This is a genomic window from Flavobacterium sp. MAHUQ-57 (genome assembly GCF_051908335.1).
GTDB lineage: Bacteria > Bacteroidota > Bacteroidia > Flavobacteriales > Flavobacteriaceae > Flavobacterium.
The window spans coordinates 332,282-356,050 of record NZ_JBPZTE010000007.1 but is presented as its reverse complement, the minus strand read 5'-3'; the positions used below and the strand labels follow the sequence as shown (position 1 = coordinate 356,050).

The 23,769-nt window shown below is 33.7% G+C and carries 26 protein-coding genes; 12 read left to right on the top strand and 14 right to left on the bottom strand.

Translation table 11 applies throughout. The features are described 5' to 3' along the window. Window positions 1-42: 42 nt before the first annotated feature. The 4 genes from ACS8MM_RS09685 to ACS8MM_RS09670 all read left to right on the top strand — a co-directional run bounded on the left by ACS8MM_RS09685 (window position 43) and on the right by ACS8MM_RS09670 (window position 3,287). A complete protein-coding gene (locus tag ACS8MM_RS09685; protein ID WP_379715938.1) occupies window positions 43-576 on the top strand; it encodes a GNAT family N-acetyltransferase in 534 nt (177 codons plus the stop codon). Between the two features lie 11 nt (window positions 577-587). Then, window positions 588-1,613, top strand: coding sequence for an endolytic transglycosylase MltG (gene mltG, locus ACS8MM_RS09680; protein WP_379715935.1), 1,026 nt, complete (start codon window positions 588-590; stop codon window positions 1,611-1,613). A 3-nt stretch (window positions 1,614-1,616) separates the two neighbouring features. Beyond that, on the top strand, window positions 1,617-2,525 hold the full coding sequence (locus ACS8MM_RS09675; RefSeq protein ID WP_379715932.1) for a DUF2279 domain-containing protein: 909 nt from the start codon (window positions 1,617-1,619) through the stop codon (window positions 2,523-2,525). 117 nt (window positions 2,526-2,642) lie between these two features. Beyond that, complete coding sequence (locus ACS8MM_RS09670) at window positions 2,643-3,287, top strand: peptidoglycan-binding protein LysM (protein WP_379715928.1); 645 nt, start codon at window positions 2,643-2,645, stop codon at window positions 3,285-3,287. Here the strand turns inward: ACS8MM_RS09670 and ACS8MM_RS09665 are convergent. Beyond that, window positions 3,284-4,009 (bottom strand): SAM-dependent methyltransferase, encoded by a 726-nt coding sequence (locus ACS8MM_RS09665; protein WP_379715925.1) that lies wholly within the window; start codon window positions 4,007-4,009, stop codon window positions 3,284-3,286. The two genes, ACS8MM_RS09670 and ACS8MM_RS09665, sit on opposite strands and share 4 nt — an antisense overlap. 155 nt (window positions 4,010-4,164) lie before the next feature. Here ACS8MM_RS09665 and ACS8MM_RS09660 point away from each other — a divergent pair, with 155 nt between their 5' ends. Further along, window positions 4,165-5,898, top strand: a complete 1,734-nt coding sequence (locus tag ACS8MM_RS09660) for a helix-turn-helix domain-containing protein (RefSeq protein WP_379715922.1) — start codon at window positions 4,165-4,167, stop codon at window positions 5,896-5,898. 5 nt (window positions 5,899-5,903) lie between these two features. On the opposite strand, the gene ACS8MM_RS09655 is transcribed toward ACS8MM_RS09660, so the two are convergent. Beyond that, complete coding sequence (locus tag ACS8MM_RS09655) at window positions 5,904-6,104, bottom strand: hypothetical protein (RefSeq protein WP_379715919.1); 201 nt, start codon at window positions 6,102-6,104, stop codon at window positions 5,904-5,906. A gap of 492 nt (window positions 6,105-6,596) precedes the next feature. Between ACS8MM_RS09655 and ACS8MM_RS09650 the strand changes: the two genes are divergently transcribed. Both ACS8MM_RS09650 and ACS8MM_RS09645 read left to right on the top strand, forming a co-directional pair. After that, window positions 6,597-7,934 (top strand): vitamin K epoxide reductase family protein, encoded by a 1,338-nt coding sequence (locus tag ACS8MM_RS09650; RefSeq protein WP_379715916.1) that lies wholly within the window; start codon window positions 6,597-6,599, stop codon window positions 7,932-7,934. A 92-nt stretch (window positions 7,935-8,026) separates the two neighbouring features. Next, window positions 8,027-8,218, top strand: coding sequence for a hypothetical protein (locus tag ACS8MM_RS09645; RefSeq protein WP_379715913.1), 192 nt, complete (start codon window positions 8,027-8,029; stop codon window positions 8,216-8,218). Between the two features lie 428 nt (window positions 8,219-8,646). Here the strand turns inward: ACS8MM_RS09645 and ACS8MM_RS09640 are convergent, their stop codons facing one another. Beyond that, window positions 8,647-9,111 (bottom strand): low molecular weight protein-tyrosine-phosphatase, encoded by a 465-nt coding sequence (locus tag ACS8MM_RS09640; RefSeq protein ID WP_379715910.1) that lies wholly within the window; start codon window positions 9,109-9,111, stop codon window positions 8,647-8,649. Continuing rightward, window positions 9,111-10,538, bottom strand: a complete 1,428-nt coding sequence (gene dnaA, locus ACS8MM_RS09635; RefSeq protein WP_379718980.1) for a chromosomal replication initiator protein DnaA — start codon at window positions 10,536-10,538, stop codon at window positions 9,111-9,113. Before dnaA ends, ACS8MM_RS09640 begins: the two co-directional genes overlap by 1 nt. A gap of 199 nt (window positions 10,539-10,737) precedes the next feature. Between dnaA and ACS8MM_RS09630 the strand changes: the two genes are divergently transcribed. Further along, window positions 10,738-11,139 carry an acyl-CoA thioesterase gene (locus ACS8MM_RS09630; protein ID WP_379715907.1) on the top strand — a complete coding sequence of 134 codons (402 nt, stop codon included), beginning with the start codon at window positions 10,738-10,740 and terminating at the stop codon, window positions 11,137-11,139. Between the two features lie 19 nt (window positions 11,140-11,158). On the opposite strand, the gene ACS8MM_RS09625 is transcribed toward ACS8MM_RS09630, so the two are convergent. From ACS8MM_RS09625 to ribD, 4 genes are read right to left on the bottom strand one after another with little or no spacing between them, the layout of a single operon-like run. Next, window positions 11,159-12,103 carry a beta-1,6-N-acetylglucosaminyltransferase gene (locus ACS8MM_RS09625; protein WP_379715904.1) on the bottom strand — a complete coding sequence of 315 codons (945 nt, stop codon included), beginning with the start codon at window positions 12,101-12,103 and terminating at the stop codon, window positions 11,159-11,161. 19 nt (window positions 12,104-12,122) lie between these two features. After that, window positions 12,123-12,737, bottom strand: a complete 615-nt coding sequence (locus ACS8MM_RS09620) for an IMPACT family protein (protein ID WP_379718977.1) — start codon at window positions 12,735-12,737, stop codon at window positions 12,123-12,125. Window positions 12,738-12,770: 33 nt separating this feature from the next. After that, window positions 12,771-13,379 carry an HAD family hydrolase gene (locus ACS8MM_RS09615; RefSeq protein ID WP_379715901.1) on the bottom strand — a complete coding sequence of 203 codons (609 nt, stop codon included), beginning with the start codon at window positions 13,377-13,379 and terminating at the stop codon, window positions 12,771-12,773. Continuing rightward, on the bottom strand, window positions 13,376-14,380 hold the full coding sequence (ribD, locus tag ACS8MM_RS09610; RefSeq protein ID WP_379715898.1) for a bifunctional diaminohydroxyphosphoribosylaminopyrimidine deaminase/5-amino-6-(5-phosphoribosylamino)uracil reductase RibD: 1,005 nt from the start codon (window positions 14,378-14,380) through the stop codon (window positions 13,376-13,378). Before ribD ends, ACS8MM_RS09615 begins: the two co-directional genes overlap by 4 nt. Window positions 14,381-14,405: 25 nt before the next feature. Here ribD and ACS8MM_RS09605 point away from each other — a divergent pair, with 25 nt between their 5' ends. Both ACS8MM_RS09605 and prmC read left to right on the top strand, forming a co-directional pair. Next, the gene (locus ACS8MM_RS09605) at window positions 14,406-14,897 is read left to right on the top strand and encodes a GNAT family N-acetyltransferase (RefSeq protein ID WP_379715895.1); all 492 of its coding nucleotides are present in this window, start codon (window positions 14,406-14,408) and stop codon (window positions 14,895-14,897) included. A 7-nt stretch (window positions 14,898-14,904) separates the two neighbouring features. Then, window positions 14,905-15,792 carry a peptide chain release factor N(5)-glutamine methyltransferase gene (prmC, locus tag ACS8MM_RS09600; RefSeq protein ID WP_379715893.1) on the top strand — a complete coding sequence of 296 codons (888 nt, stop codon included), beginning with the start codon at window positions 14,905-14,907 and terminating at the stop codon, window positions 15,790-15,792. A 444-nt stretch (window positions 15,793-16,236) separates the two neighbouring features. On the opposite strand, the gene ACS8MM_RS09595 is transcribed toward prmC, so the two are convergent. After that, window positions 16,237-17,478 (bottom strand): ABC transporter permease, encoded by a 1,242-nt coding sequence (locus ACS8MM_RS09595; RefSeq protein ID WP_379715891.1) that lies wholly within the window; start codon window positions 17,476-17,478, stop codon window positions 16,237-16,239. 134 nt (window positions 17,479-17,612) lie between these two features. Between ACS8MM_RS09595 and hisS the strand changes: the two genes are divergently transcribed. Further along, window positions 17,613-19,037 (top strand): histidine--tRNA ligase, encoded by a 1,425-nt coding sequence (gene hisS, locus ACS8MM_RS09590; RefSeq protein WP_379715888.1) that lies wholly within the window; start codon window positions 17,613-17,615, stop codon window positions 19,035-19,037. Between the two features lie 28 nt (window positions 19,038-19,065). Here the strand turns inward: hisS and xerD are convergent, their stop codons facing one another. The 5 genes from xerD to ACS8MM_RS09565 all read right to left on the bottom strand — a co-directional run bounded on the left by xerD (window position 19,066) and on the right by ACS8MM_RS09565 (window position 22,668). Beyond that, window positions 19,066-19,965 (bottom strand): site-specific tyrosine recombinase XerD, encoded by a 900-nt coding sequence (gene xerD / locus ACS8MM_RS09585; RefSeq protein WP_379715885.1) that lies wholly within the window; start codon window positions 19,963-19,965, stop codon window positions 19,066-19,068. 72 nt (window positions 19,966-20,037) lie between these two features. Beyond that, complete coding sequence (locus tag ACS8MM_RS09580; RefSeq protein WP_379715882.1) at window positions 20,038-20,595, bottom strand: porin family protein; 558 nt, start codon at window positions 20,593-20,595, stop codon at window positions 20,038-20,040. A 113-nt stretch (window positions 20,596-20,708) separates the two neighbouring features. Continuing rightward, the gene (locus ACS8MM_RS09575) at window positions 20,709-21,329 is read right to left on the bottom strand and encodes a porin family protein (protein ID WP_379715879.1); all 621 of its coding nucleotides are present in this window, start codon (window positions 21,327-21,329) and stop codon (window positions 20,709-20,711) included. 62 nt (window positions 21,330-21,391) lie between these two features. Beyond that, a complete protein-coding gene (locus tag ACS8MM_RS09570) occupies window positions 21,392-21,949 on the bottom strand; it encodes a porin family protein (protein WP_379715875.1) in 558 nt (185 codons plus the stop codon). Window positions 21,950-22,110: 161 nt separating this feature from the next. Then, complete coding sequence (locus tag ACS8MM_RS09565) at window positions 22,111-22,668, bottom strand: porin family protein (RefSeq protein ID WP_379715872.1); 558 nt, start codon at window positions 22,666-22,668, stop codon at window positions 22,111-22,113. 303 nt (window positions 22,669-22,971) lie between these two features. Here ACS8MM_RS09565 and ACS8MM_RS09560 point away from each other — a divergent pair, with 303 nt between their 5' ends. Next, the gene (locus tag ACS8MM_RS09560) at window positions 22,972-23,511 is read left to right on the top strand and encodes a porin family protein (RefSeq protein WP_379715869.1); all 540 of its coding nucleotides are present in this window, start codon (window positions 22,972-22,974) and stop codon (window positions 23,509-23,511) included. Window positions 23,512-23,769: the final 258 nt, after the last annotated feature.

Sequence of the window (23,769 nt, the reverse complement as noted above, 5' to 3'; positions counted from 1 at the left end):
TATTTTTTACCGTTTAACAATCTAATACGTTCGTTTATTTCAATGATTACATTAAAAGGTGAAACTATTTATTTGAGAGCACTCGAACCGGAAGATTTGGAGTTTGTTTACAGGTTGGAGAATGATGAGACTATTTGGGAAGTGAGTAATACACAAACGCCCTACTCCCGGTTTTTGATTCGTCAGTATCTGGAAAATGCACATCAAGATATCTATGAGGCAAAACAATTGCGATTGGCTATTTGTAAAAATGAAAACGACGAAGCAATTGGTTTGATCGATCTCTTTGATTATGATCCGCAAAACAAAAGAGCAGGAGTGGGGATTATTGTGGCTAATCCTGAGGAACGCCATCAAGGTGTCGGTAATGAGTCGCTAAAGCTGTTGATTGCCTACGCATTTTCAAAATTGAATTTACATCAGTTATATGCAAATATTGCTTCTCATAATGAAGCCAGTTTGAAGCTTTTTGCTAATTTTGGATTCCAAAGAATAGGAATAAAAAAAGACTGGATTTACCATAACGGTAAATTTCATGATGAAGAACTATTCCAATTAATCAATACCAATTTTTAAATTTTACCATTTTGAATAAAAAGAAGATTTTAATCGTACTTACAGTCGTAGCAATCGCTGTTGCGGGTTATTTATATATGAACTTTTTCGCCTCTAATACTAAATTTGACAAAGAGGAGCAGTATGTTTTTGTACCTACAGGTTCAACTTATGAGGATGTTTTGAAAATTATTGATCCTTATGTTAAAGATGTGAATGGTTTTAAAATGGTGGCAAAACTAAGATCGTACGATCAAAATGTGTTTCCTGGTCGATTTTTATTTAAAAGAGGAACCGGAAGTTTAGGCTTGGTTTCAGCTTTACGTCATAATCAACCTTTGGATTTGGCTTTTAACAATCAGGAGAGTCTTGAAAAATTAGTATCAAGAGTGTCGTCACAAATCGAAGCGGACAGTTTGAGTTTGATGAGAGCAATTAAAGATCCGACTTTTATGGCTAATAACGGATTTAACGAAGAGACGGTTTTAGGGATGTTTATTCCAAATACATACCAATTCAAATGGAATACTTCAGCGGAAAAATTCAGAGATAAAATGCTGAATGAATACAATGATTTCTGGACAGATGAAAGAAAAGCTAAAGCGAAGGCATTAGGAATGACTCCGGTAGAAGTGATTACCTTGGCAGCGGTGGTTCATAAGGAAACCGTAAAAGCAGATGAACGCCCTAGAGTGGCGGGAGTTTATTTGAATCGTTTGAAGACAGAGATGCCATTACAGGCTGATCCTACAATTATATTTGCTATGCGACGTAAAGCAAATGATTTGGATTTAGTAATCAAACGTGTAAAGGGAGATATGCTTAGAGTAGATTCGCCTTATAATACATATATACATACGGGATTGCCTCCTGGGCCAATAGCTATGCCTGATATTTCGGCGGTTGATGCAGTTTTAAACCCTGAAAAGCACAATTATATTTATTTCTGTGCAAGTGTGCAGCGTTTTGGTTATCATGATTTTACGGCCTCTTATGAAGAGCATATGAAGAATGCTAGAAAGTATGCTGAATGGGTTAGTAAATTAGGAATTCAGTAGTTGTTGAAATTTTTACGATACATACTGTTTATATTAATCTCGATTCCGGTATTTCCACAATCCGGAATCGATTCTTTTTTAGCACCATCCGATTCGCTTAATATCGGTAGGAAGAAAGCGGTGCTGTATGCTGAAATTGGACTGGCAACAGGAGCTTTAGTAGGTTTAAGTCAGTTGTGGTATAAGGATTATCCGCAAAGTAAGTTTCATTTTATTAATGACAATTCGGAATGGTTGCAAATGGATAAAGTGGGACATTTTTATTCTGCTTATCATTTGAATCGTTTTGGTTGTGAAACTATGAACTGGGCTGGTTTGCCTAAAAACAAGCAGTTGGTTTATGGTTCTGTTCTGAGTCTGGGTTTTTTGACTACCGTTGAGGTTTTTGATGGGTTTTCGCAAAAATGGGGTGCATCATCAGGAGATATCATTGCGAATATTTCAGGAACCGGATTGTATGTTTCGCAAGAGTTACTATGGAAGGAACAAAGAATAATGCCAAAATTCTCGTTTCATACCACAAAATATGCTGAAGTCAGACCCGATGCTTTGGGAGAATCGTTTAACGAGCAACTCTTGAAAGATTACAATGGCCAAACCTATTGGTTATCGGTAAATTTGCATTCCTTTTTTAAAGGCTCAAAGTTGCCGAAATGGTTCAATATTGCTGTAGGATATGGAGGAAACGGAATGATTACCGGTGATGAATTCGTAAATTCGGGTTCAGATTTGCCTTACATAAAAAGAAATCGGGAATTTTACCTTAGTTTTGATGCGGATTTATCAAAAATCGAAACAAAATCACACTTTTTAAAAACTTTTTTCTCAGTTATTAACACAATCAAAATCCCCGCACCAACTGTAAAACTTGGCGCTAACGGAGTTGTTAACTTTGACTGTTTATATTTTTAGACGAAATTAACACGTTATTAAGTATTTAGGTGTTAACTTTGTCGCTGTAAATTTTCTGGCAATGATAGAAATTTCTGAAAAAACTTCAGTGTTCTTAGTTAGAAGAAAATTAATTATATGACAAAAAAACAAATATTCTATTTTGGATTATTTGCCTCAATCATCACATTAAGTTCTGGTTTTAGACCATTCCAATCTGAATTATTTCCTTGGTTTCATGTATTTGAAAAGGAAATTACCTACACAGTACCTACAGAAGTAGAAGTTGATCAAACATTTTTTGATATTCCTTTCACAGGAAAAACCTTTGTTGGTTTTCAACAAAGTTTAGCTGCCCGTGAATCCCAAGGGAAATATCATAAAGTAAATAGTTTTGGTTATCTTGGGAAATATCAATTTGGTTCTCAGACGCTTGAATCGTTGGGAATCGATGATGAAAAAACTTTTCTAAAAAGCAGAAAGCTTCAGGAAAAGGCCTTTATTGCGTATTTAGCACGAAATAAGTGGGAATTACGCAAGGAGATTGCAAAATATTCGGGACGAGTAATTGAAGGTATACCTATTACTGAGTCGGGCATTTTAGCAGCAGCGCACTTGGGTGGTCCAGGTTCTGTGAAACGATTTTTACGTTCAGGAGGACGTAAGAAATTTGTTGACGGTTTTGGAACTTCCGTTGCGGAATATTTAAAAGAATTCGCTGGTTATGATACCAGTTTTATTGAGGCGAATAAAAAAGCAAAAGCAAATAACTACGTATATTAGTAGTTTTTGTGAATGATGAAAATGCAAGGTCGGTTATGTAAATCGACCTTTTGTTTTTTCCAGTCTTTTACAGCCAAAGTTTTGATGTATTCTGTTGGAAGTGTTATGTCACAAGCAATACAAAGATTGGTATTGGGTTGTAGTGTAGTCAAAAGATCTTCCAATAATTTGTTATTTCTATAAGGGGTTTCAATAAATAACTGGGATTGATTTTTGTCGAAAGATAGTTTTTCGAAATTTTTCAATGCTGATTTTTTTTCTCCTTTATCTATTGGTAAATAACCATTGAAAGCAAAACTTTGACCATTCATTCCTGAAGCCATTACAGCTAATAGGATTGAACTTGGGCCAACCAATGGAACAACCTGAATTCCTTTTTCATGCGCTAATTTGACGATCACTGCTCCTGGATCAGCAACGCCAGGGCAACCTGCTTCACTCATTAAGCCAATGTTTTGTCCGCCTAAAAGAGGTTTGATGAATTCTTGATATTCATGTGTTTCTGTATGTTTGTTGAGTACAGAAATCTTTAAATCGGGTTGTTTTTTTTCAGGATGAACGCTTTTGATAAAACGACGCGCAGTCTTTTCGTTTTCAACAATATAGTGGTCAATAAAGTCAATACTTCTTTTGATGGTCTGTGGTAAAACATCTTCAGGGTTCATTTCGCCCAAAGTGGTTGGGATTAAATATAATTTGCCTAAAAATGTAATGGGTTTCATTGGTTAATCGCTTTTAATTTTAAACAAAGATAAAATAAACGAATCTAAATAATAGATATTACGATTCAGAATTCTCTTTTATGATAACAAACCTCAATTTTAATAGAAATTACATTTTTTATTTTTTAGTTTTGACCCTTCCAAAATCAATTTATATGAAGTTTTTATTCCTTTTTTGTTTTTCATTTTTTTCAATCACAGGTTTTTCTCAAAATATAAACTTAAGTGATGCTGAATATCAAAGACTGCATGATAAAGCTCGATTATTGATTAATTCGAATAAGGATAGTTCCTTTATCTATGCAAGCAAAATTGAAAAATCGGATAACAATTTGCATAAATCATTTGCCTATGGAATTAAGTCTTATCTATTTCAATTAAAAGGAGATAGTGTTACTTCAAAACAGTTATATAAGAAATCATTGATTTACTTGGATAAAGTTCCTAATAGCATTGAAAAAACAAAGCATCATTCCTATCTTTTGTCTTATGGGGGCTTAGCAGAATGGAAAAGAGGACATCTTAGTAAGGCTTTAGAATATTATCAGCAGGGTCAAAAATTGTCTAGAAAAGTGGATGATTTTATGCAAGTTGTTAAGTTTAATAATAATATAGCTATTGTTAATAAGGAAATTGGAAATCTTAAATTATCTATACAGGCTTCTAAGGAATCAGATAGAATAACAGATAAAATAGAATATTTGTATGATGTAGATAAATTTTATCAAGCCAAGAGTCAAATTAATTTGAATTTAGGGAATTGTTATAAAGACCTTTTTTTATTCAATCAAAATAGAAAGATTTATTTAGATTCGGCGATCTATTACTATAATAAAACCGTCATTTTTTCTGAGTATATTAAAGGAACTAAATTAAATGCTGAAATAAATATTGCGCTTGCTTATTTGTTAAAGAGAGATATAAATAAAGCTGAAAAAAATTACAAAAAATTATTAGTTGAAACAAAAGATTTAGGGTATGAAAACTGCTTGGTCAATTATGGATTAGGAAGGGTATATTACCAACAAAAGAAGTATGATGAAGCTTTATTGTGTTTTAAAAAAGTAGATTCTATTTATCAAAACACTAAAATGAACATAGTGGAATTTGTTCATTCCAATTATTTTCAGGCCAAAATTTATGCGGCAAATAAAGACTACGATAGTGCTTTGAAGTATTCGAAATTGTATTTGAGTAATTTCAAGGAGCATAGGTCAGAATTAAATGAAGAAACCCTTAAAGTAAACGCTCTGATAAGTACTGATAATTTAGAAAAAGAGATGGTGACTTTGAAAGAAGATCTTAGAAATGAAAGAATATTGAGATATATGTTGGTTTTTCTCACTATTGTAATTGTACTGTTTTTCTTTATAAAAAATTATATCAATAAAAATAAGGCCAATAAAAAAGTAAAATTATTGATTGAGGAGTTTAGAAAAAGAGAGATTGAAGATGTCGAAAAAGAGAATCATACACTAATTGATAATAATTCGGGTAGAAATGATTTGTCGAACAATTCTAGTATTCTAATACTAGATGAAACAAAAGAAAAAGAGATTGTTGAAAAATTAAAAATACTAGAAGAAAAATTAGAATACCTTAAAGAAGGTTATACACTTCAGTATGTGGCTAAAAAAATTAAAACAAACACCACTTATTTGTCTTATGTAATTAATAAAAATTTTGAAAAAACTTTTAGTGAGTATACAAACGAACTTAAAATAAATTATGTAATTAGTCAGATGATTGCAAATCCAATCTATCGTAAATATTCTACTCAAGCGATAGCTGAAAGTGTTGGTTTTAAGAACGCTTCCTCATTTACGAAATCTTTTAGCAAAAGAACAGGTGTTACGCCTGTTCAGTTTGCTAAAAATATAGATTCTTAGGCAATTTATGGAGTATTAATTTTTCCATCACCATCACCACTCCCTGAGCCACCATTATTTGGACCAGTCAAATAAATGTAATTTAAAGTGTTTGTTCTAGGATCATACACCCAGTCTTCACCTCCACCACCTGCGATAGACAGTAGTTGCTTTTTTACTAATTGATTTGCTTTAAAATCTTCTAAATTTAATTTATTGTTTTTCATAAAACTTTATTTGGTATTGATTTTAGGCAAATGTAAACTTTAATAAAATTGATTTGTTGTTTTTTTGATTTTTAAATGGAGTAAGAGAAAGTGTTTTTGTAATTAGTTTAAAATCAATGCGTTATATTTTTAAATCATTTCGATAATTTATAAAATGTCGTAGCTATAATTAATAAATTGTCCTAGTATGTGTTTTTTTTCTGTCTGAATTCTCCAAATCTTTGCCAAAATAACTCGAGAATTTTTCTAACCGAGAAAAAATGAAAAGATGCAAAGTTTAATTAAAAAGCTATTATTGATAAATAACTATTCTGATATTTTTCAGAATTTGAAGAATCTTTTTTATCACATCCAAATTATCCGAGTGTATATGCTATAACCGATTCGTTGCATCTCTTGTCAATTGAGAGCGCCGCAATTAGAATTTCAAAAGAGCAATTTGTTGAATTGCCGAATAATTTTTTAGCAGTCTATAAACATGATTTAGTTTTTGTGACTAAGAAAGATGATATAGTTGTTATTGAAAATGAATCCGGGAAAAAGCAAATAATAAGCAATAATGATTTTCTCTCAGGTTGGAATGAAGTCGTTCTTATAATAGAACCGAACAATGTTGTGGTTATTAAAAAAGAGCATAAATCTTTTAAAAGCAAAACATCTTTCTTGCCGGTAATTGCTTTGATTTCTGTTTCTTTTTTCTATAATGATTATCTTGTAATTGCTGCATTTTTACTAATTACATCAATGCTTGGATTGATTACAAGTGTATTTATTGTTCAAGAGAATGTAGGAATTAAAAACGATGTTGCATCAAAACTTTGCTCAATAAATGCAAATTTATCATGTGCTTCTGTTATTAAATCAAATGCGAATTGGATTAGTAGATGGGTTGACTTCTCGGATTTGCCCTTATTGTTTTTTAGCATAAGTACTATTTCAATACTAATTTCTCCCAATGATTCTTCAATGTTGGTAGGTATAATGAGCGTGTTGTCAATTCCGATAGTCCTATATTCTATTTGGTTGCAAAAAATAGTGCTAAAAAAATGGTGCGTTTTGTGCTTGATTGTTGGATTGATTGTAATCTTTCAAAGTGTGCTTTTTTGGTTCAGATTGCAATCATTTACAATACTACAAAGCTTAAATTATTTTGTTTTATTGTTTGTTTCCATTGTGATTACCACAATGTGGTTTATACTTAAGCCAATGTTGATATCCAAAATTAAAGCTGATAATGAAGTCAAAAGTCTAAAAAGATTCAAAAGAGAATACAAGCTTTTTCAATTTTTATCTGAAGAAATTACTTCTTTAGAAGGTTTTAATGAATTAAAAGGAATACACTTTGGAAATAGTTGTGCTGCTGCACAGCTTACGATTATAATCAGTCCAAGTTGTGGGCATTGTCATGATGTGTTTAAGGATGGTTTTGAATTGGTTAAAAAATTTCCAGAAAAATTTCATTTGAATATATTGTTCAACATCAATCCTGAAAATGATAATAATCCATATAAAACGGTTGTAGAAACCTTACTCGAAATCCAAAACTCTTTGCCTGAAAAAGCCGAAGAGGCTATTGTTGACTGGCATATTCATAAGATTGGGCTGAGTGAATGGATAAAAAAATGGAAAGTTGAACATAATGGTATGCAAGTAAACAATCAATTGTTTCAGCAGTATAAATGGTGTTCTAAAAATGAATTTAATTATACTCCTGTAAAAATTGTAAATGGCAAATTATTTCCAAAGGGATATGATATCAATGAACTTAAATTCTTTTTAAATGATTTCGCATCAGAAGTCAATGAATCACAAATTTTAGTTCAAGCTTAAAATAATAATACAATATTCTTGGCCGAGAATAGACAGAAATCTCAACTGTCTTTAAAAGATTGAGGTAATTTAAATTTTAAAACTATACAATCATGTTAAAAAACATTTTAAACTTAGAAGGAACAAAAAAATTAACAGCTAACGAGCAAAAGTCTTTAAATGGAGGTGTTGGAAACCCATCTAATTGTTATCATGCAGCTGTTAATGAAGCAGGTGTTGTGGTTTGTCAACCTGGGTATTCATTTAGAGTAGTTTTTGGAAAGGCATATTGCTGTCTTAATTAAATAAATACAACCGCTTGATTTATCAAGCGGTTTTTAACTGTTTTTGACGCAGAATAAGCAAGTCTTAAAAATCTATATTATATACAAATGAATGGCAAAGACTGTGGTCTCACATGTTTGAAAATTGTATCAAATACTTCGGTAGGACAAACAATAGTCAGTTGTTAAGTGATTTCAAAATCGAAATTTAAGTTTCATCTATTTTATTCTCTTTGTGCAATTAATTTTATTTATAAGGGAATAGCAATAGAACTTATAAGAAGTTGGATTTTCTTGTATTTGTCAATATGAATTGATGTTTTTCTGATTTCAGTTTTCTTTATCAAATTAATGAATATGCTCATATCTTTTTTTGATATGCGAATTACAGATGATTATCATGCACTGCATTGCTGATCATCGTAGAATTGAAAGAATTTTATATCAGTTTAAAGTATTTTTCGTTTAAGTTTCTCTGCGATACTGCTACAAGCTTGATCTAACATGTTGTAGACTTTGTCAAATCCATCTTGCAGGCCATAGTAAGGATCTGGGACATCTACTTTTTCGCCAGGAAAAATTTCTTCCAGAATGAGTTTTACTTTGGCTTTTTCGGCTTCATTTTGTGTTTGAGCAATCACGTCTTTGTAATTTTGATTGTCCATGACATAAATATAATCAAATTCCTGAAAATCGGTTTTAGAAAAATGACGGCCTCGTAAGTGTGAAATATCTAAATTGTTTTTCTTTGCTGTAGCAATCGATCTTTTGTCGGGAGCATGACCCACGTGCCAATCTCCAGTTCCGGCTGAATCAATTATGAAATCATCGGAAAGTTTAGCGCGTAAAATACCTTCGGCCAATGGAGAACGGCAAATATTCCCCAAACAAACCATTAATATTTTTGTGGTCATTACAGTGAAAGTTTTTTGTTGATGTCGTCAACAAATTTTTTGAATTGCTTATCAGTTGAAACCAAATTATCTACAGTTTTACAAGCGTGAAGTACGGTTGCGTGATCTCTGTCTCCAATTTGAGATCCGATATTAGCCAAAGAAGCCTTAGTGTATTTTTTTGCAAAAAACATAGCCAATTGACGTGCCTGTACAACGTGACGTTTTCTCGTTTGTGATTGTAAAGTCAATACATCCAATTGGAAATAATCGGAAACTACTTTTTGTATATAATCAATTGAAATTTCACGCTTCACATTTTTTACAAACTTCTCAACGATTTGTTTTGCTAAATCGATGGTTACTTCTTTTTTGTTGAAAGAAGATTGAGCAATTAATGAAATGATAGCGCCTTCCAATTCGCGTACATTGGTTTTAATGTTGCGAGCCACATATTCAATGATGTCTTCAGGCATTTCAACACCGTCACGGAATAAAATATTCTTTAAGATAGAAACTCTGGTTTCGTAATCAGGCTGGTGCAATTCAGCAGATAATCCCCATTTGAAACGAGATAATAAGCGTTGCTCGATATCTTGCATGTCAACTGGTGCTTTATCTGAAGTTAAAATCACCTGTTTTCCGTTTTGGTGTAAATGGTTGAAGATGTGAAAAAATACGTCTTGCGTACCCGATTTTCCAGATAGGAATTGTACATCGTCAATAATTAAAACATCAATTAACTGATAGAAATGAATAAAGTCATTTCTTGTATTTTTCTTAACCGAGTCAATATATTGTTGTGTGAATATTTCAGCAGATATATATAGAACAGTTTTTTCTGGATATTTGTCTTTGATTTCAACACCGATAGCATGTGCTAAGTGTGTTTTTCCTAATCCAACGCCTCCAAAAATCAATAACGGATTGAACGAAGTTCCACCTGGTTTATTGGCAACGGCCATACCGGCACTTCTGGCCAAACGGTTAGAGTCTCCTTCCAAAAAATTGTCAAAACTGTAATTCGCATTAAGTTGTGATTCAATTTTGATATTTCGGATTCCAGGAATGATAAACGGATTTTTTAACTCTGGATTTTTTTGCTGTACCGGAACATCAATTTCTTGCGTTTTTACCGGTTGACGTGTGGCACTCGGTAACTGTTCCGTAAATGGAAGTTTGTTCCCGTAGGTGTTTTCCATTTTGATTTTATACAGTAACTTCGCATTTTTTCCAAGTTCCTTTTGTAAGGCTACTTTTAATAACTTAACATAATGCTCCTCTAGCCATTCGTAAAAGAATTTACTTGGCACCTGAATATAAAGTGCATTGTCGGTAAGCTCTACAGACTTGATTGGTTCAAACCAAGTTTTGTATGCTTGCTCCTGTATGTTGTCCTTTATGAAAGAAAGACAATTTTCCCAGACCGATTCCGCAGTTTTATTCATTATATGCATTCTTATATTGTTAGTTTTAAAGGTTTTACTTGGACAAATTACAGGCCAAGAATTTGAGTAGATTGGGATAGCAAATATGGATTATAATTATTGTAAAAAAAAATTTTTTTCATATTGATTTTATGAAAAAATTGTTGTAAGAAATTTTATTGGGGTTACCAAATGGTTAAATATTTATTATAAGAAATTAATGAAAATTCACGAAATAAAAGTAAGGGTTCGGTATGCAGAAACCGATCAAATGGGGATGGTATATCATGGAAATTATGCGCAATATTTTGAGTTAGGTCGCGTGGAATGGCTTAGAAATCTGGGGGTTTCCTACAAATTGATGGAAGCGGCAGGTATAATGCTTCCGGTAGTGTCGCTGTCTATGAATTATAAAAAACCGGCACGCTATGATGACGAACTTACGGTGCGCACCATCTTCAAAAGTCAGACTTCAGTCAAGATAGAATTTGACTATGAAGTGTATAATGAAAAGTCAGAGTTATTAACAACGGGGAATTCGATTTTGGTATTTGTAGATATGAAAACCGGTCGTCCAATTTCTCCTCCGGAACATCTGAAAAAGTTATTGGCAACAATTTAAATATTCCTGTTTGATCTATTTAATTTTTTAGATGATTTTTCAGAAAATGAATAATGTTATAGTCGTAATCTGAATCAAATTTTCTTGCAAAGAGTTTGTTATTCGGTTGGGTTAGTAACAACTCATTGTCGTTGATAGAAAATGTGGGTGGTTTGATTGGAACATCTCTTCCCCAATCTACAAAAGTTAATGAATCCTGAATTTTAAGATCAATGCTGTTTTTTAAATGCATGATAACAGATTGGAAAAAAATTTCATCTGAGAGTAATGTATACTTATGGTATGCTAAGAATTCCGGATTTTGTTCGCAAAAAGTCAAAATGCTTCGTATTGTTTCTGTTTTTAAGCACCACCATTGACTTCCACCATAAGGTTTGATGTGTTCTGGTTTTTTTCTTCTTTGAAATAGTTTGAATATGAATTTTATTTTACCGTTCAATATAAGTTTGATTACAGATTTTAGATTTGAAATGCTGTAAAACTTTTTCTCATAAATGCTCGGGCATGTCACAAAATGGCCTCTTTTAGAACTTAAGTTGAATTTGTAATGATTAACTCTGTTGAGTCCTTTTTGATACCACTCGTTAGTGGGTATGGAATGGATATCTATAAAGTCGTAATCCTTATTTTCTTCCAGAAAATTATTTATGTGTTTGTTGCTTTTTATTGGAAAGTCTTGGCCGCTTATTAAGATGCAGTGTCCTTTTGCATTTTGTTTGATAATTTCTTTCAATACATATAAGGTAGCTTCAACCGTACTGTGGTCGCACCATATAACATCAAAAGGCTTTTGTATAAATATGATATTTTCAAGTTTTGGAAGTAAATCTGTAAAAGGAGTTATATCCGTTTTTTTATCAATATGAATGTAGAATGTTGATAATACATCATTAAGCTGTGTAATTAATTCCAGAAGCTGTTCAGGGTTTTTATGGGCTAGGATGAGGTAGTTCTTGTGCAACATATTTTTATTTAGATTATGGTTAAGAATCGATTTCCTCAATATCCACTTCAAATAAATTAGTAAAAATGTCGAACACAGTTTCGGCATTTTTTTTTCGGGTTGCAATTTCAATCTGACAATTTTCATTCATGTTTTGTGAAACGATATTCAGGTTTTTTTCTTTGATTACTCGCATCACTTTATTCATGTTTTTATAGTCGAATGTAATCTTGAAATGAACATCAATCGTTTTTTCAATTATTGATGAAGCTTCCAATGCCATTTTAGCACTTTCACGATAGGCAGAAATCAATCCACCAACACCTAATTTCACTCCGCCAAAATAACGCACCACTACGATTAATATATTAGTTACGTCAAAGGATTGAATTTGGCCATAAATAGGCATGCCGGCACTATTGTTGGGTTCGCCGTCATCATTGACGCGGTATTGTATTTTTGTGGTTCCCAGCTGATACGCATAGCACCAGTGTCTCGCTGAAAAATGTTCTTTTTTGAGTTGGTCAATATGGATTTTGACTTCTTCTTCGGTGGTAATAGGGAAAGCAAAGCCGAAAAACTTACTGTTTTTTTCTTTGTATAAGGTTTCTGGTGATGCTTCGGCTATGGTTTTGTAAGTATCCAATGAAGTGATTTTTCGGCTTCAAAAATACTTATTTTTTACTATTTATACTGGAATTTCTTTTCTGTTGAATAAATCAATGACATCTTCTTCTCCTACTTGTAAATTCCAAACATGCATACCTAATGAAGCGGCAATGTCAGTGTTCTCTTTTTTGTCATCAATGAATAGAGTACGTTTCATTGATAATTCATGTTTTTTTACAATGTAATTGAATGCCTCAGGTTCGGGTTTGCGCCATCCAATTTCAAAAGAGAAATAAATTCGTTCGAAACATTGGTAAAACTCACGGGCAAAAGTATGTCCCACTTTGTGTTCGAATTTGGCTACATGAATTTCGTCAGTATTACTCAAAAGAAATAAACGGTATTTATGAGATAGTTTTTGAAGAAATTCCAATCTTTCCAATGGAAAATCAAGTAAGACCGAATTCCACGCTGTTCTGATGTCATCAATCGAAGCGTTTGGAATCATCTTCTTCATTTCAATCATGAATTGCACTTCAGTGATTTTTCCTTTTTCAAATTGGATATTGAGGTTGTCTAATTCTTTGTTCCAAGCGGGAAGCCCTAATTTTTTTAAAGCTTCAAGTGAAGCGTTTTTATCCAAATTAATCAATACATCGCCAAAATCAAAAATAATAGTGTTAATCATAGTTTAGCATAAATTACAAGTTCGTCACTTCCTATTTTTTGTTCCGCTATTATTTTTCCAGTGATTTTAGGGGCTTTAATTCCACTTGAAAAATGCGTGTGTCCTTTAAAAACTCTTGCTTCATCCCACAATTGGGCATCGATAAAAGTTTGTAAAGTTTGGCTTCCTCCTTCGATGATGACCGATTGAATTTCTTTCTCGTACAAGTAATCACAAAGCTGTTTTGGAAGGTTTTGTGAGAAATCAATTTCATTTTCGGTGATCAAAAATGTTAAAGCCGAATTATCAAATATAGCACTTTCTTTTGAAATTCGGTTTTTTTTATCCAGAACTATACGAATTGGATGGTTTCCTTTCCAATCTCTTGCCGTCAAACTTGGGTTGTCATCGATAACGGTTTGTGTTCCTATGAGTATTCCTTGTTCTTCGGTTCGCCATTTATGTACCAGTTGTCTTGAATAGGGATTGGTTATCCAAACGGGTTTTTGTTCGTCTCTGGTTTGTGGAGCAATAAAGCTATCTGCTGTTTCGGCCCATTTTAAAATGAGATACGGGCGCTTTTTAGTATGGAAAGTAAAGAACCGTTTGTTTAGCTCGTTGCAGGCTTCTTCTAAAACACCTACAGTAACATTGATGCCAGCTTCTTTCAGTTTTCGAATCCCGTTCCCCGATACTTTTGAAAACGGATCAATCGTGCCAATCACTACGTTAGGGATTTTATGATGAATAATCAAATCAGAACAGGGTGGTGTTTTGCCAAAATGGCTACACGGTTCTAAACTGACATAGATTGTTGCTTCCTGCAATAAAGATTTGTCTTTTACAGATTGAATGGCATTCACTTCAGCATGAGGTTGTCCCGCTTTTTGGTGCCAACCTTCACCTATAATTTTTCCATTATGAACAATAACACTTCCTACCAGGGGATTAGGGTAGGTGGTTCCTAAACCTTTTTTGGCTAATTCAATGCAGCGTTGTATGTATTTTTCCTGTATCTTCACGTCACAAAAATAAGCTTTTAATTTTATGTTGATTCGAGAAATACAACGCGAAGATAATGTACAAGTCGCTCAGGTAATTCGTACTGTGCTTGAGGAATTCAATGTGCCAAAAGTCGGTACAGCCTATGCAGATCCGCAATTGGATGCTATGTACGAAGCCTATCAAGTACCTAATTCGGCTTACTTTGTGGTTGAGAAAGAAAACAGAATAATAGGAGTGGCCGGTATTGCTCCTTTAGCGAATGGATCGCCCGATGTTTGTGAACTGCAAAAAATGTATTTGCTTCCTGAAACTCGAGGTTTGGGAATTGGCGCGCAAATGATGGAAGTTTGTCTTGCAAAAGCGAAGAGTTTCGGATTTAAAAAATGTTATCTTGAAACCATGCCGTATATGGAAGCGGCTCAAAAATTATACAAAAAGTCAGGATTTGAGTATCTGGATGAACCTATGGGGTGTACAGGTCATACTTCTTGCCCGGTTTGGATGATCAAGGATTTGGCAATAGACAATCAATAACCATCAGATGCTACTAAAAGAATATAAAAACCAATTTGCGCAAGAACTTAGTGCTATATATGATGTTCAGGAAATAGATAGCTTCTTCTACATTCTCTTGGAAGCATTCCATCAGATGAAGCGTGTTGATTTGGCGTTGCAACCGGAAATAGAACTCGATCCAATGCAGCTTTTACAGTGGGAAACGGTTTTAGCACAACTGATAGAACAACGACCGATACAATATATATTAGGAGAAACCGAATTTTTCGGATTGCCTTTTTATGTCAATGAAAATACACTGATTCCCCGTCCGGAAACCGAAGAATTAGTCGATTGGATTATTAGTCAGTCGAAAGTTGAAAATCAACCCGAGGCAAAGCCGAACGGAGCGGAGCTAAAGAGTACAATTAAAATACTGGATATAGGAACAGGAAGCGGATGTATTGCGGTTTCTTTGGCTAAAAATTTACCCAATGCCGAAGTTTTTGCTCTAGATGTTTCTGAAAAAGCATTGGTTGTGGCCAAAAAGAATGCAGTTCGGAATGAAGTAAATGTTACTTTTCTCCATCAAAGTATTTTGGAAATAGAAGACTTAATGCAGCAATTCGATATCATTGTCTCGAATCCTCCGTATGTTCGCCATCTGGAAAAAGAGGAAATCAAGAAGAATGTTTTGGAGTATGAACCGCATTTGGCACTGTTCGTAGAAGATCATGATGCTTTACTGTTCTATCGAAAAATAACACAATTGGCGAAGAAAAACCTAACCCCAAACGGAAAGCTGTACTTCGAAATCAATCAGTATCTGGGAAAAGAGATGATCGCTTTATTAGAGGAATATCAATTTCAAAACATCGAGCTTAAAAAAGATATATACGGCAATGACCGCATGATTTACGGCAGTCATTCGTAATCTGTAATTACTTCGTAAGATGAACTACTAATTAAGTTATGAGAACTCCCAACTTAATTAGGTGAACTACTTACTAAGTAACGTGAACTCCAAACTTAATTAGGTGAACTACTAATTAAGTTATGAGAACTCCCAACTTAATTAGGTGAACTACTTACTAAGTAACGTGAACTCCAAACTTAATTAGGAGAACTACTAATTAAGTAATGAGAACTCCTAACTCGATTAGGTGAGCTAGTTATTAAGTAAGTAGAACTCCAAACTTAATTAGGTGAACTAATTTATAAGTTATGAGCTTGTGTTGTTAGCCAATATACAGACTATAGTAAATTACCGGAATTCGTCTTTGTTTGAATAATACTAAGTACTAAGGATAAGGTGCTAATTAGTAGTTCTTCTTCACTAATTACTAAGTTACTAATGACTATGGGCTAAACTAAAAAATTACTCGTAGCGCAGTGCTTCAATAGGATCTAATTTTGCTGCTTTCATCGCAGGATAGGAACCAGAAACAATAGCAACAATAAAACAGACAATGAAAGCGGAAGTTATAGCCAACCAAGGAATAGCAAATTGGAAGTTGATTGCTACTGCAATTCCATATCCGATTAAAATTCCTAAAATAACTCCTATCAGTCCACCCAATTGACCGATAACTAGTGTTTCCATAAAAAACTGCATGGCTATGGTACTGCGTTTGGCGCCTAATGCTTTTCGCGTTCCAATTTCACGAGTTCTTTCTGTTACGGATACTAACATGATGTTCATTAATGCAATAGAAGAACCAAAAATGGTAATCACACCGATAACCCAAGCAGATATTCCTAAATATTGTGTAATTCCTAATATTTTGTTGATGAGATCATCACTTCTTGATATGCCAAAGTTGTCTTCTTCAATTGGATTGAGTTTGCGGACTTTGCGCATGGTAATAGTGGCATTGTCAACGGCTTCATCCAAAAGTTCTTTTTTATCAATCATAACACTGGTCGAATAATTGATATTCGGAGCTGTAAATAAGGTTCGAGCTACTTGTATCGGAATTAAGACTCTTAAATCTTGGCTGTTACCAAAAGTTGATCCTTTTTCTTTTAAGATACCAATAACTTTAAATTTGGCGCCTCGAATTGATATGGTTTTGTCGATGGGATTGACACCGGCTAATAATTTTTTTTCAAAGTCTGAACCTAATACACATACATAATTATTGTTTTCAACATCGAAAGGATTGATATTTCTTCCTTTTACAACTTCCAATCCGGAATTGGGTATAAAATTATCATCAATGCCTAAAACGGAAACTTCGGGATCGGTCTTGTCGTTTTCGAATTTTACTTCAGCATTACTGGTAGCAGTAAACGATACTGATGTATGTGTAAATGGGAAATCATAGTTTTCTTTGAAAGCTTTTACTTCTGGATAGGAAATGATAGGATTGATTTTCTTTAGTTCGCCTCTGCCTTCGGTACGAGTAAGGTTATCGTATTGATTGATGGTAAACGTATTGGAACCCATAGATGCAAAATCCTTAGACAATGTGTTTTCTAAAGCGGAAACAACGGTCAAAATGCCAACTAATGCGGTAATTCCAATGGCAATGATCAATACCGTTAAAATAGTACGCAGTAATTGGGTTTTTATTGATCCCAATGCAATTTTTACGTTTTCTCTAAATAGTCCTACCATGAGCTATAAGTCACTAATTTGTATTTTTTGTTACAATTGGTTTCAAAATTTTAGTATTCATTTAAAATGTAAGATATTTGTAAGGTCAATTGTGATATCAATTCATGATTCATAACTAATAACTCATATTTCTAATGGCTCAAAAACCAAGTACTCCCAAAGGAACCCGTGATTTTTCTCCTGCCGAAGTGGCAAAACGTAATTATATTTTTAATACAATCCGTACTCATTTTGAAAGATTTGGATTTCAGCCAATTGAAACACCTACGTTTGAAAATTCAGAAACCTTGATGGGAAAATATGGGGAAGAAGGCGACCGTTTGATTTTTAAAATCTTGAATTCAGGAAATTTCTTCTATGATAGAAATACAATTGAATTGCCATCATCGATTGAGGAATTACAAAAAAATTCTGCCGAAACCATTACGTTGGAGCAAAGAATTGAGTTGAATAAATTTACGGCACGTATTTCCGAAAAGGCATTGCGTTACGATTTGACTGTTCCTTTTGCGCGTTATGTAGTACAACACAGAAATGACATTGAATTTCCGTTCAAACGCTACCAAATTCAGCCGGTTTGGAGAGCAGATAAACCCCAAAAAGGACGTTACCGTGAGTTTTACCAATGTGATGCCGATGTAGTTGGTTCAACTTCATTGTGGCAGGAAGTAGAATTGGTTCAATTATACGATGCTGTTTTTACCGATTTAGGTTTAAAAGGAGCAACCATTAAAATCAATAATCGTAAGATATTATCTGGAATTGCTGAAGTTATCGGAGCTTCTGATAAGTTGATCGATTTCACTGTGGCATTGGATAAACTGGACAAAATAGGCGAGGACGGGGTAAAGAAGGAAATGTTGGAGAAAGGTATTGCTGCGGAAGCGATTGAAAAAGTACAGCCTTTATTTAGTTTTGACGGAACAATCGAAGAAAAGATTCAAAAATTATCGTTACTGTTGGATGCTTCGGAAGAAGGGAAAAAAGGAGTGGCTGAATTGCAGTTTATTTGTGAAAATGTTACGGAAATAGGGCTTTTGTCTGCCAATTTAGATCTGGATGTCACTTTAGCTCGTGGATTAAACTACTATACCGGAGCCATTTTTGAAGTGTCTGCTCCTGAAGGTGTTGCAATGGGTTCAATAGGCGGCGGTGGTCGTTATGATGACTTGACAGGTATTTTCGGACTGAAAAATATGAGTGGAGTGGGAATTTCATTTGGTTTGGACCGAATTTATTTAGTGATCGAAGAATTGGGATTGTTTCCAGATACGGTAACATCAACATCTAAAGCGATTTTCTTGAACTTTGGAGATGCTGAAGCGAAATTTGCAATGCGAGCTATTTCAAAACTGCGTCAGAAAGGAATTAAAGTGGAATTGTATCCTGATGCGGCCAAAATCGGAAAGCAATTTCAACATGCAGAAAAAAGAGGAATTCCTTACACTGTAATAGTAGGTGCAGAGGAAGTAATGAAGAATGTATATAATCTAAAAAACTTAAGCACTGGAGCGCAACAAACAGTTGATTTCGATGAGCTGTTTTCGATATTGAAATAATAATAAAATCCCTCAAATGAGGGATTTTTTATTGGTTTCTCGGATGGAAAGTTTGCATAACCTGATTGAGATGTGTTCGGTCAACATGCATATAAATTTCCGTTGTAGTTATCGATTCATGGCCCAGCATGAGTTGGATTGATCTTAAATCCGCGCCATTTTCCAACAAATGGGTGGCAAACGAATGTCGGAAAGTATGTGGACTGATTGTTTTGTTGAGATTGATTTTTTTGGCCAAATCTTTGATAATGGTGAAAATCATCGCCCTAGTGAGTTGTTTCCCTCTTCGGTTTAAAAATAAAGTATCTCCAAATTCTTTCTGCACAGGAACTAACGGACGGATTTCATTTTTGTAAATCGTGATGTATTTTTGAGTCAATTGACTAATAGGAACAAAACGTTGTTTATTCCCTTTTCCGGTAATTTTGATAAAACCTTCATCAAAAAATAAGTCGGATATCTTTAAGTTTACTAATTCTGAAACACGCAAGCCACAACCATAAAGAGTTTCTAACATGGCGCGGTTTCGTTCTCCTTCGTTGGAAGATAAATCAATAGCGCTAATTAGATTGTCAATGTCGTTGATATTAAGTGTATCCGGTAACTTTCTGCCTAAACGTGGCGCTTCGATTAATTCCAGTGGGTTGTTTTCACGGTAATCTTCAAAAATCAAGTAATTGAAAAAACTCTTTAATCCTGAAATTAATCGAGCTTGACTTCGAGGATTGATACTTTTTGAAGCATCGTAGATGAATTCTTGTAGGATTTGTTCGTTGATTTGAATAGGCGAAACATTGATGTTATTAGTTGCCAGGTAGTGACAAAGTTTCTCAATGTCCAAAGCGTAGTTCGTTATCGAGTTCTGTGAAAGTCCTCTTTCAATCTTCAAGTACGATTGATAATTTTTAATATAGCTTTGCCAATTCATGTAGACAATTTAGGAAAAAATAAGCACAAAAAAATCCCGCTTTTTTTGAAGCGGGACTTTTGCTGTTTTTTATTAGAATTTGTATCCTACTGATAAAGAGAAAACATTGTTCTTAATGTCTGCACCGTCAGCATCAACAATGTTAGATAAACCTAAGTTGTATCTTAAACCAGCTGAAACATTTTCAGTAAAGTTGTAACCTAAACCAAGGTTAACACCGAAATCAGTAGATTTTAATTGATCTTTAATATCGATATCATCTCCAGAATCTGGTTTGATTTTACCTGACATTAAGAAACCAACTTGTGGTCCAGCTTCAATGCTGAATTGCTCAGTAGCATAGAATTTTGCCATAACAGGGATGTTAATGTAATCAACATTTACTTTAGCTCCATCAGCTTTACCACCTTGAGCAGAATATAATAATTCCGGTTGTAATGCGAATTTGTCAGACAATTTGATTTCAGCGAAACCACCAATGTGGAATCCTACTTTAGAATCAATTCCGTCAGCATCATCTCCTGACCAATCAGCTAAGTTTAAACCACCTTTAACACCAAATTTTGTTTCTTGTGCATTTGCAAAACCAAAAGCGAAAACTGCAGCAACAGTTAATACTAATTTTTTCATGATTTTATTTTTGAATTTGACTGCAAAATTATATAAATTTTGATTTCTTGGAAGCATTACCCTTTGTTTTTTTTATGTAATTTCTCACAGCCTGATTGTCAATGATTTATTTTTTATAATTTAAGGTTTACAGAAAGCGAAAACACGCTATTTTGGATTTTACTGCCGTCATCCGTATCGGCAATATTAGCTAAACCGGCATTGTATCGCAAATTAGTACCTATTTTATCCGATAATTGATATCCCAATCCGAAGTTTAATCCAAAATCGATTCCTTTAAAGAATTCTTTAACATCATCTGTTGAACTTCCGGTTTGTCCTGTTTCAATAATTGTGATATCTGTTTTAAGTTTAGCGCTGGTTAAGAACCCAATCTGAGGTCCGAATTCTATAGTGAATTTGTCAGAAGTATAGTATTTTCCCATTATAGGAATGTTGATGTAGCCTAAATTGAATTTTGCTTTGTAATTAACGTTATAGCCTTCTGCTATTGTAGTTCCTTTATTACTGGCTCCTTGAATGGAGTACAGAATTTCAGGTTGAATGGCAAATTTGTCTGTCATTTTGAATTCAGTGTAAAATCCGGCTTGTAAGCCTACTCTTGAATTTGATCCGTCGTTATCTCCTGTAAAATTGGCTAAGTTTATGCCTCCTTTTAATCCGAAAGTTGTTTTTTGGGAGTAGGTTGAATTGAATGACACTAAGCAGATGATTGTGATAAAAAATGATTTCATTTAGATTGTTTTTTAAATAAAAAACCTCCTGATTGAGGAGGTTTTAGTAATTCGATTGTCAATTAGAATTTGTATCCTACTGATAAAGAAAATACGTTGTTTTTTGCATCTGTACCATCTGCATCGATTACTTGAGATAGACCTAAGTTGTATCTTAAGTTGGCTGAAATATTTTCAGTAAAGTCGTATCCTAATCCAAGGTTTACACCAAAATCTGTTGATTTTAATTGGTCTTTCACATCTTGGTCTTCACCTGAATCCGGCTTTATTTTGGCAGACATTAAGAAACCTACTTGAGGACCAGCCTCGATACTAAATTTCTCAGCAGCATAAAATTTAGCCATTACCGGAATATTGATGTAATCAACATTCAATGTAGCCGCATCTGCTTTTCCACCTTGAGATGAGTACAATAATTCAGGTTGTACGGCAAACTTCTCGGATAATTTAAATTCAGCGAAACCACCAACATGGAAAGCTATTCTTGAATCGATACCGTCAGTGCTATCACCTGACCAGTCAGCTAAATTTAAACCTGCTTTGATTCCAAATTTTGTTTCTTGCGCATTTGCGAAACCAAAAGCAAATACAGCAGCTACACTAAGTAATAATTTTTTCATAGTATGTTTAGTTTTAAAATTTTCGTAAAAATAATTAAATACAATTGCTTTCCTTTTTCTATTAATGGTTTTTCGTTGATCTGTTAAAAATATCGACGAACTCATTAAAAGGTAAAAAAAAACCTCCCATAAAGGGAGGTTTTTTATAGTTGGATTAACTATTAGAATTTATATCCTACTGATAATGAGAAAACATTGTTTTTAACATCTACGTTATCTGCATCAACAACTTGAGATAAACCTAAGTTATATCTTAAACCAGCTGAAATGTTTTCAGTGAAGTTGTAACCTAGACCAAGGTTTAAACCGAAATCAGTCGATTTTAATTCGTCTTTAACATCAATACTGTCTCCAGAATCTGGTTTAACTTTACCTGACATTAAGAAACCAACTTGTGGTCCTGCTTCAATGCTGAATTGTTCTGTAGCATAGAATTTAGCCATTAAAGGAATGTTAAGGTAATCGAAGTTGTAAGTACCTCCATCAAGTTTACCACCTTGAGCAGAGTATACTAACTCTGGTTGGAAAGCGAATTTATCAGATAATTTGATTTCAGCGAAACCACCAACGTGAAAAGATATTTTAGAATCAATTCCGTCTGCGTCATCACCACCAAGGTCAGCCATGTTCAAACCAGCTTTAACCCCGAATTTTGTTTCTTGTGCATTTGCAAAACTGAATGCAAATACTGCAGCAGCAGTTAATAATAATTTTTTCATAGTCTATTTTGTATTAAAATTTGTACGGTGAAAATACTAAAATTTGCTACGTTGTTAAGTTGCAGATTTTAAAGTTATTAACAATTTTGATTAATATTGTTAATCATCGGATTTATTGGTCTTTGGTCGATAAAATAACTAAAATTGGTGATAAAAATTTAAAGAAAAATACACTATAATAATGAGTGTTTTGAAGTAAAAAAAAGAGTTATTAACCTTGTTTTTCAAGGCTTGACTGGTGTTGTATTTGCAAATAACACTAATTTGGCATTATTTTCGTTATAAATTAAGAAACTATAGTATATGAAGAAGCTAATTTTAAGTGGACTTTTTGTTGTTTTATTTTCAACTTTAGGTCATGCACAGTTGTTAAAAGTTGGAGTTAAGGCAGGACTTAATTATGCCAATTTTTCAGGATCAGATTTGCAAACCGATGCAATAACGAGCTACCATGCAGGATTGATGGCTCAGATTAAATTAGGAGAGAAGTTATCCCTCCAACCTGAAGTTATGTATTCCACGCAAGGTGCCTCGTATGATAATTTATCGGAAGAGGTAAAGGCAAAATTGGGGTATATTTCGATTCCGGTTTTGGCAAGAGTACACATGGGAAAAACTGTAAGTCTTGATTTAGGACCTCAATTTTCGTACTTATTGTCTAAAGATGTTGATTTCGATACAGATATCAATGAATTGGATTTTGCTGCTGTTGGTGGTTTGACCTTTAATCTGACTGAAAAGTTTTTTATTCAGGGAAGATATGTTTTAGGTTTGACAGAAATTTCTAAAAATGCCGATGTTAAAAACTCAGTTGGACAGTTGTCTGTTGGTTTTTCTTTCTAATTACTGAATATTACTGTAAAAAGCCATTTCGTTTTCGGAATGGTTTTTTTATTTTTACCAAAAATCAACCGCATGAAAATCCTAATCCTGAATGGATCTAATTTGAATATGCGGGGGAAGGTGAACCTGAAATTTACGGAAATCAGAATTTTGAACACTAATTCCATGGTTTACAGTCAAAATTCCCCAAAATACCGATGTTAAAAACTCAGTGGGACAGTTGTTATCGTTTTTTTTGTTTTAATTTTCTTACTTTTG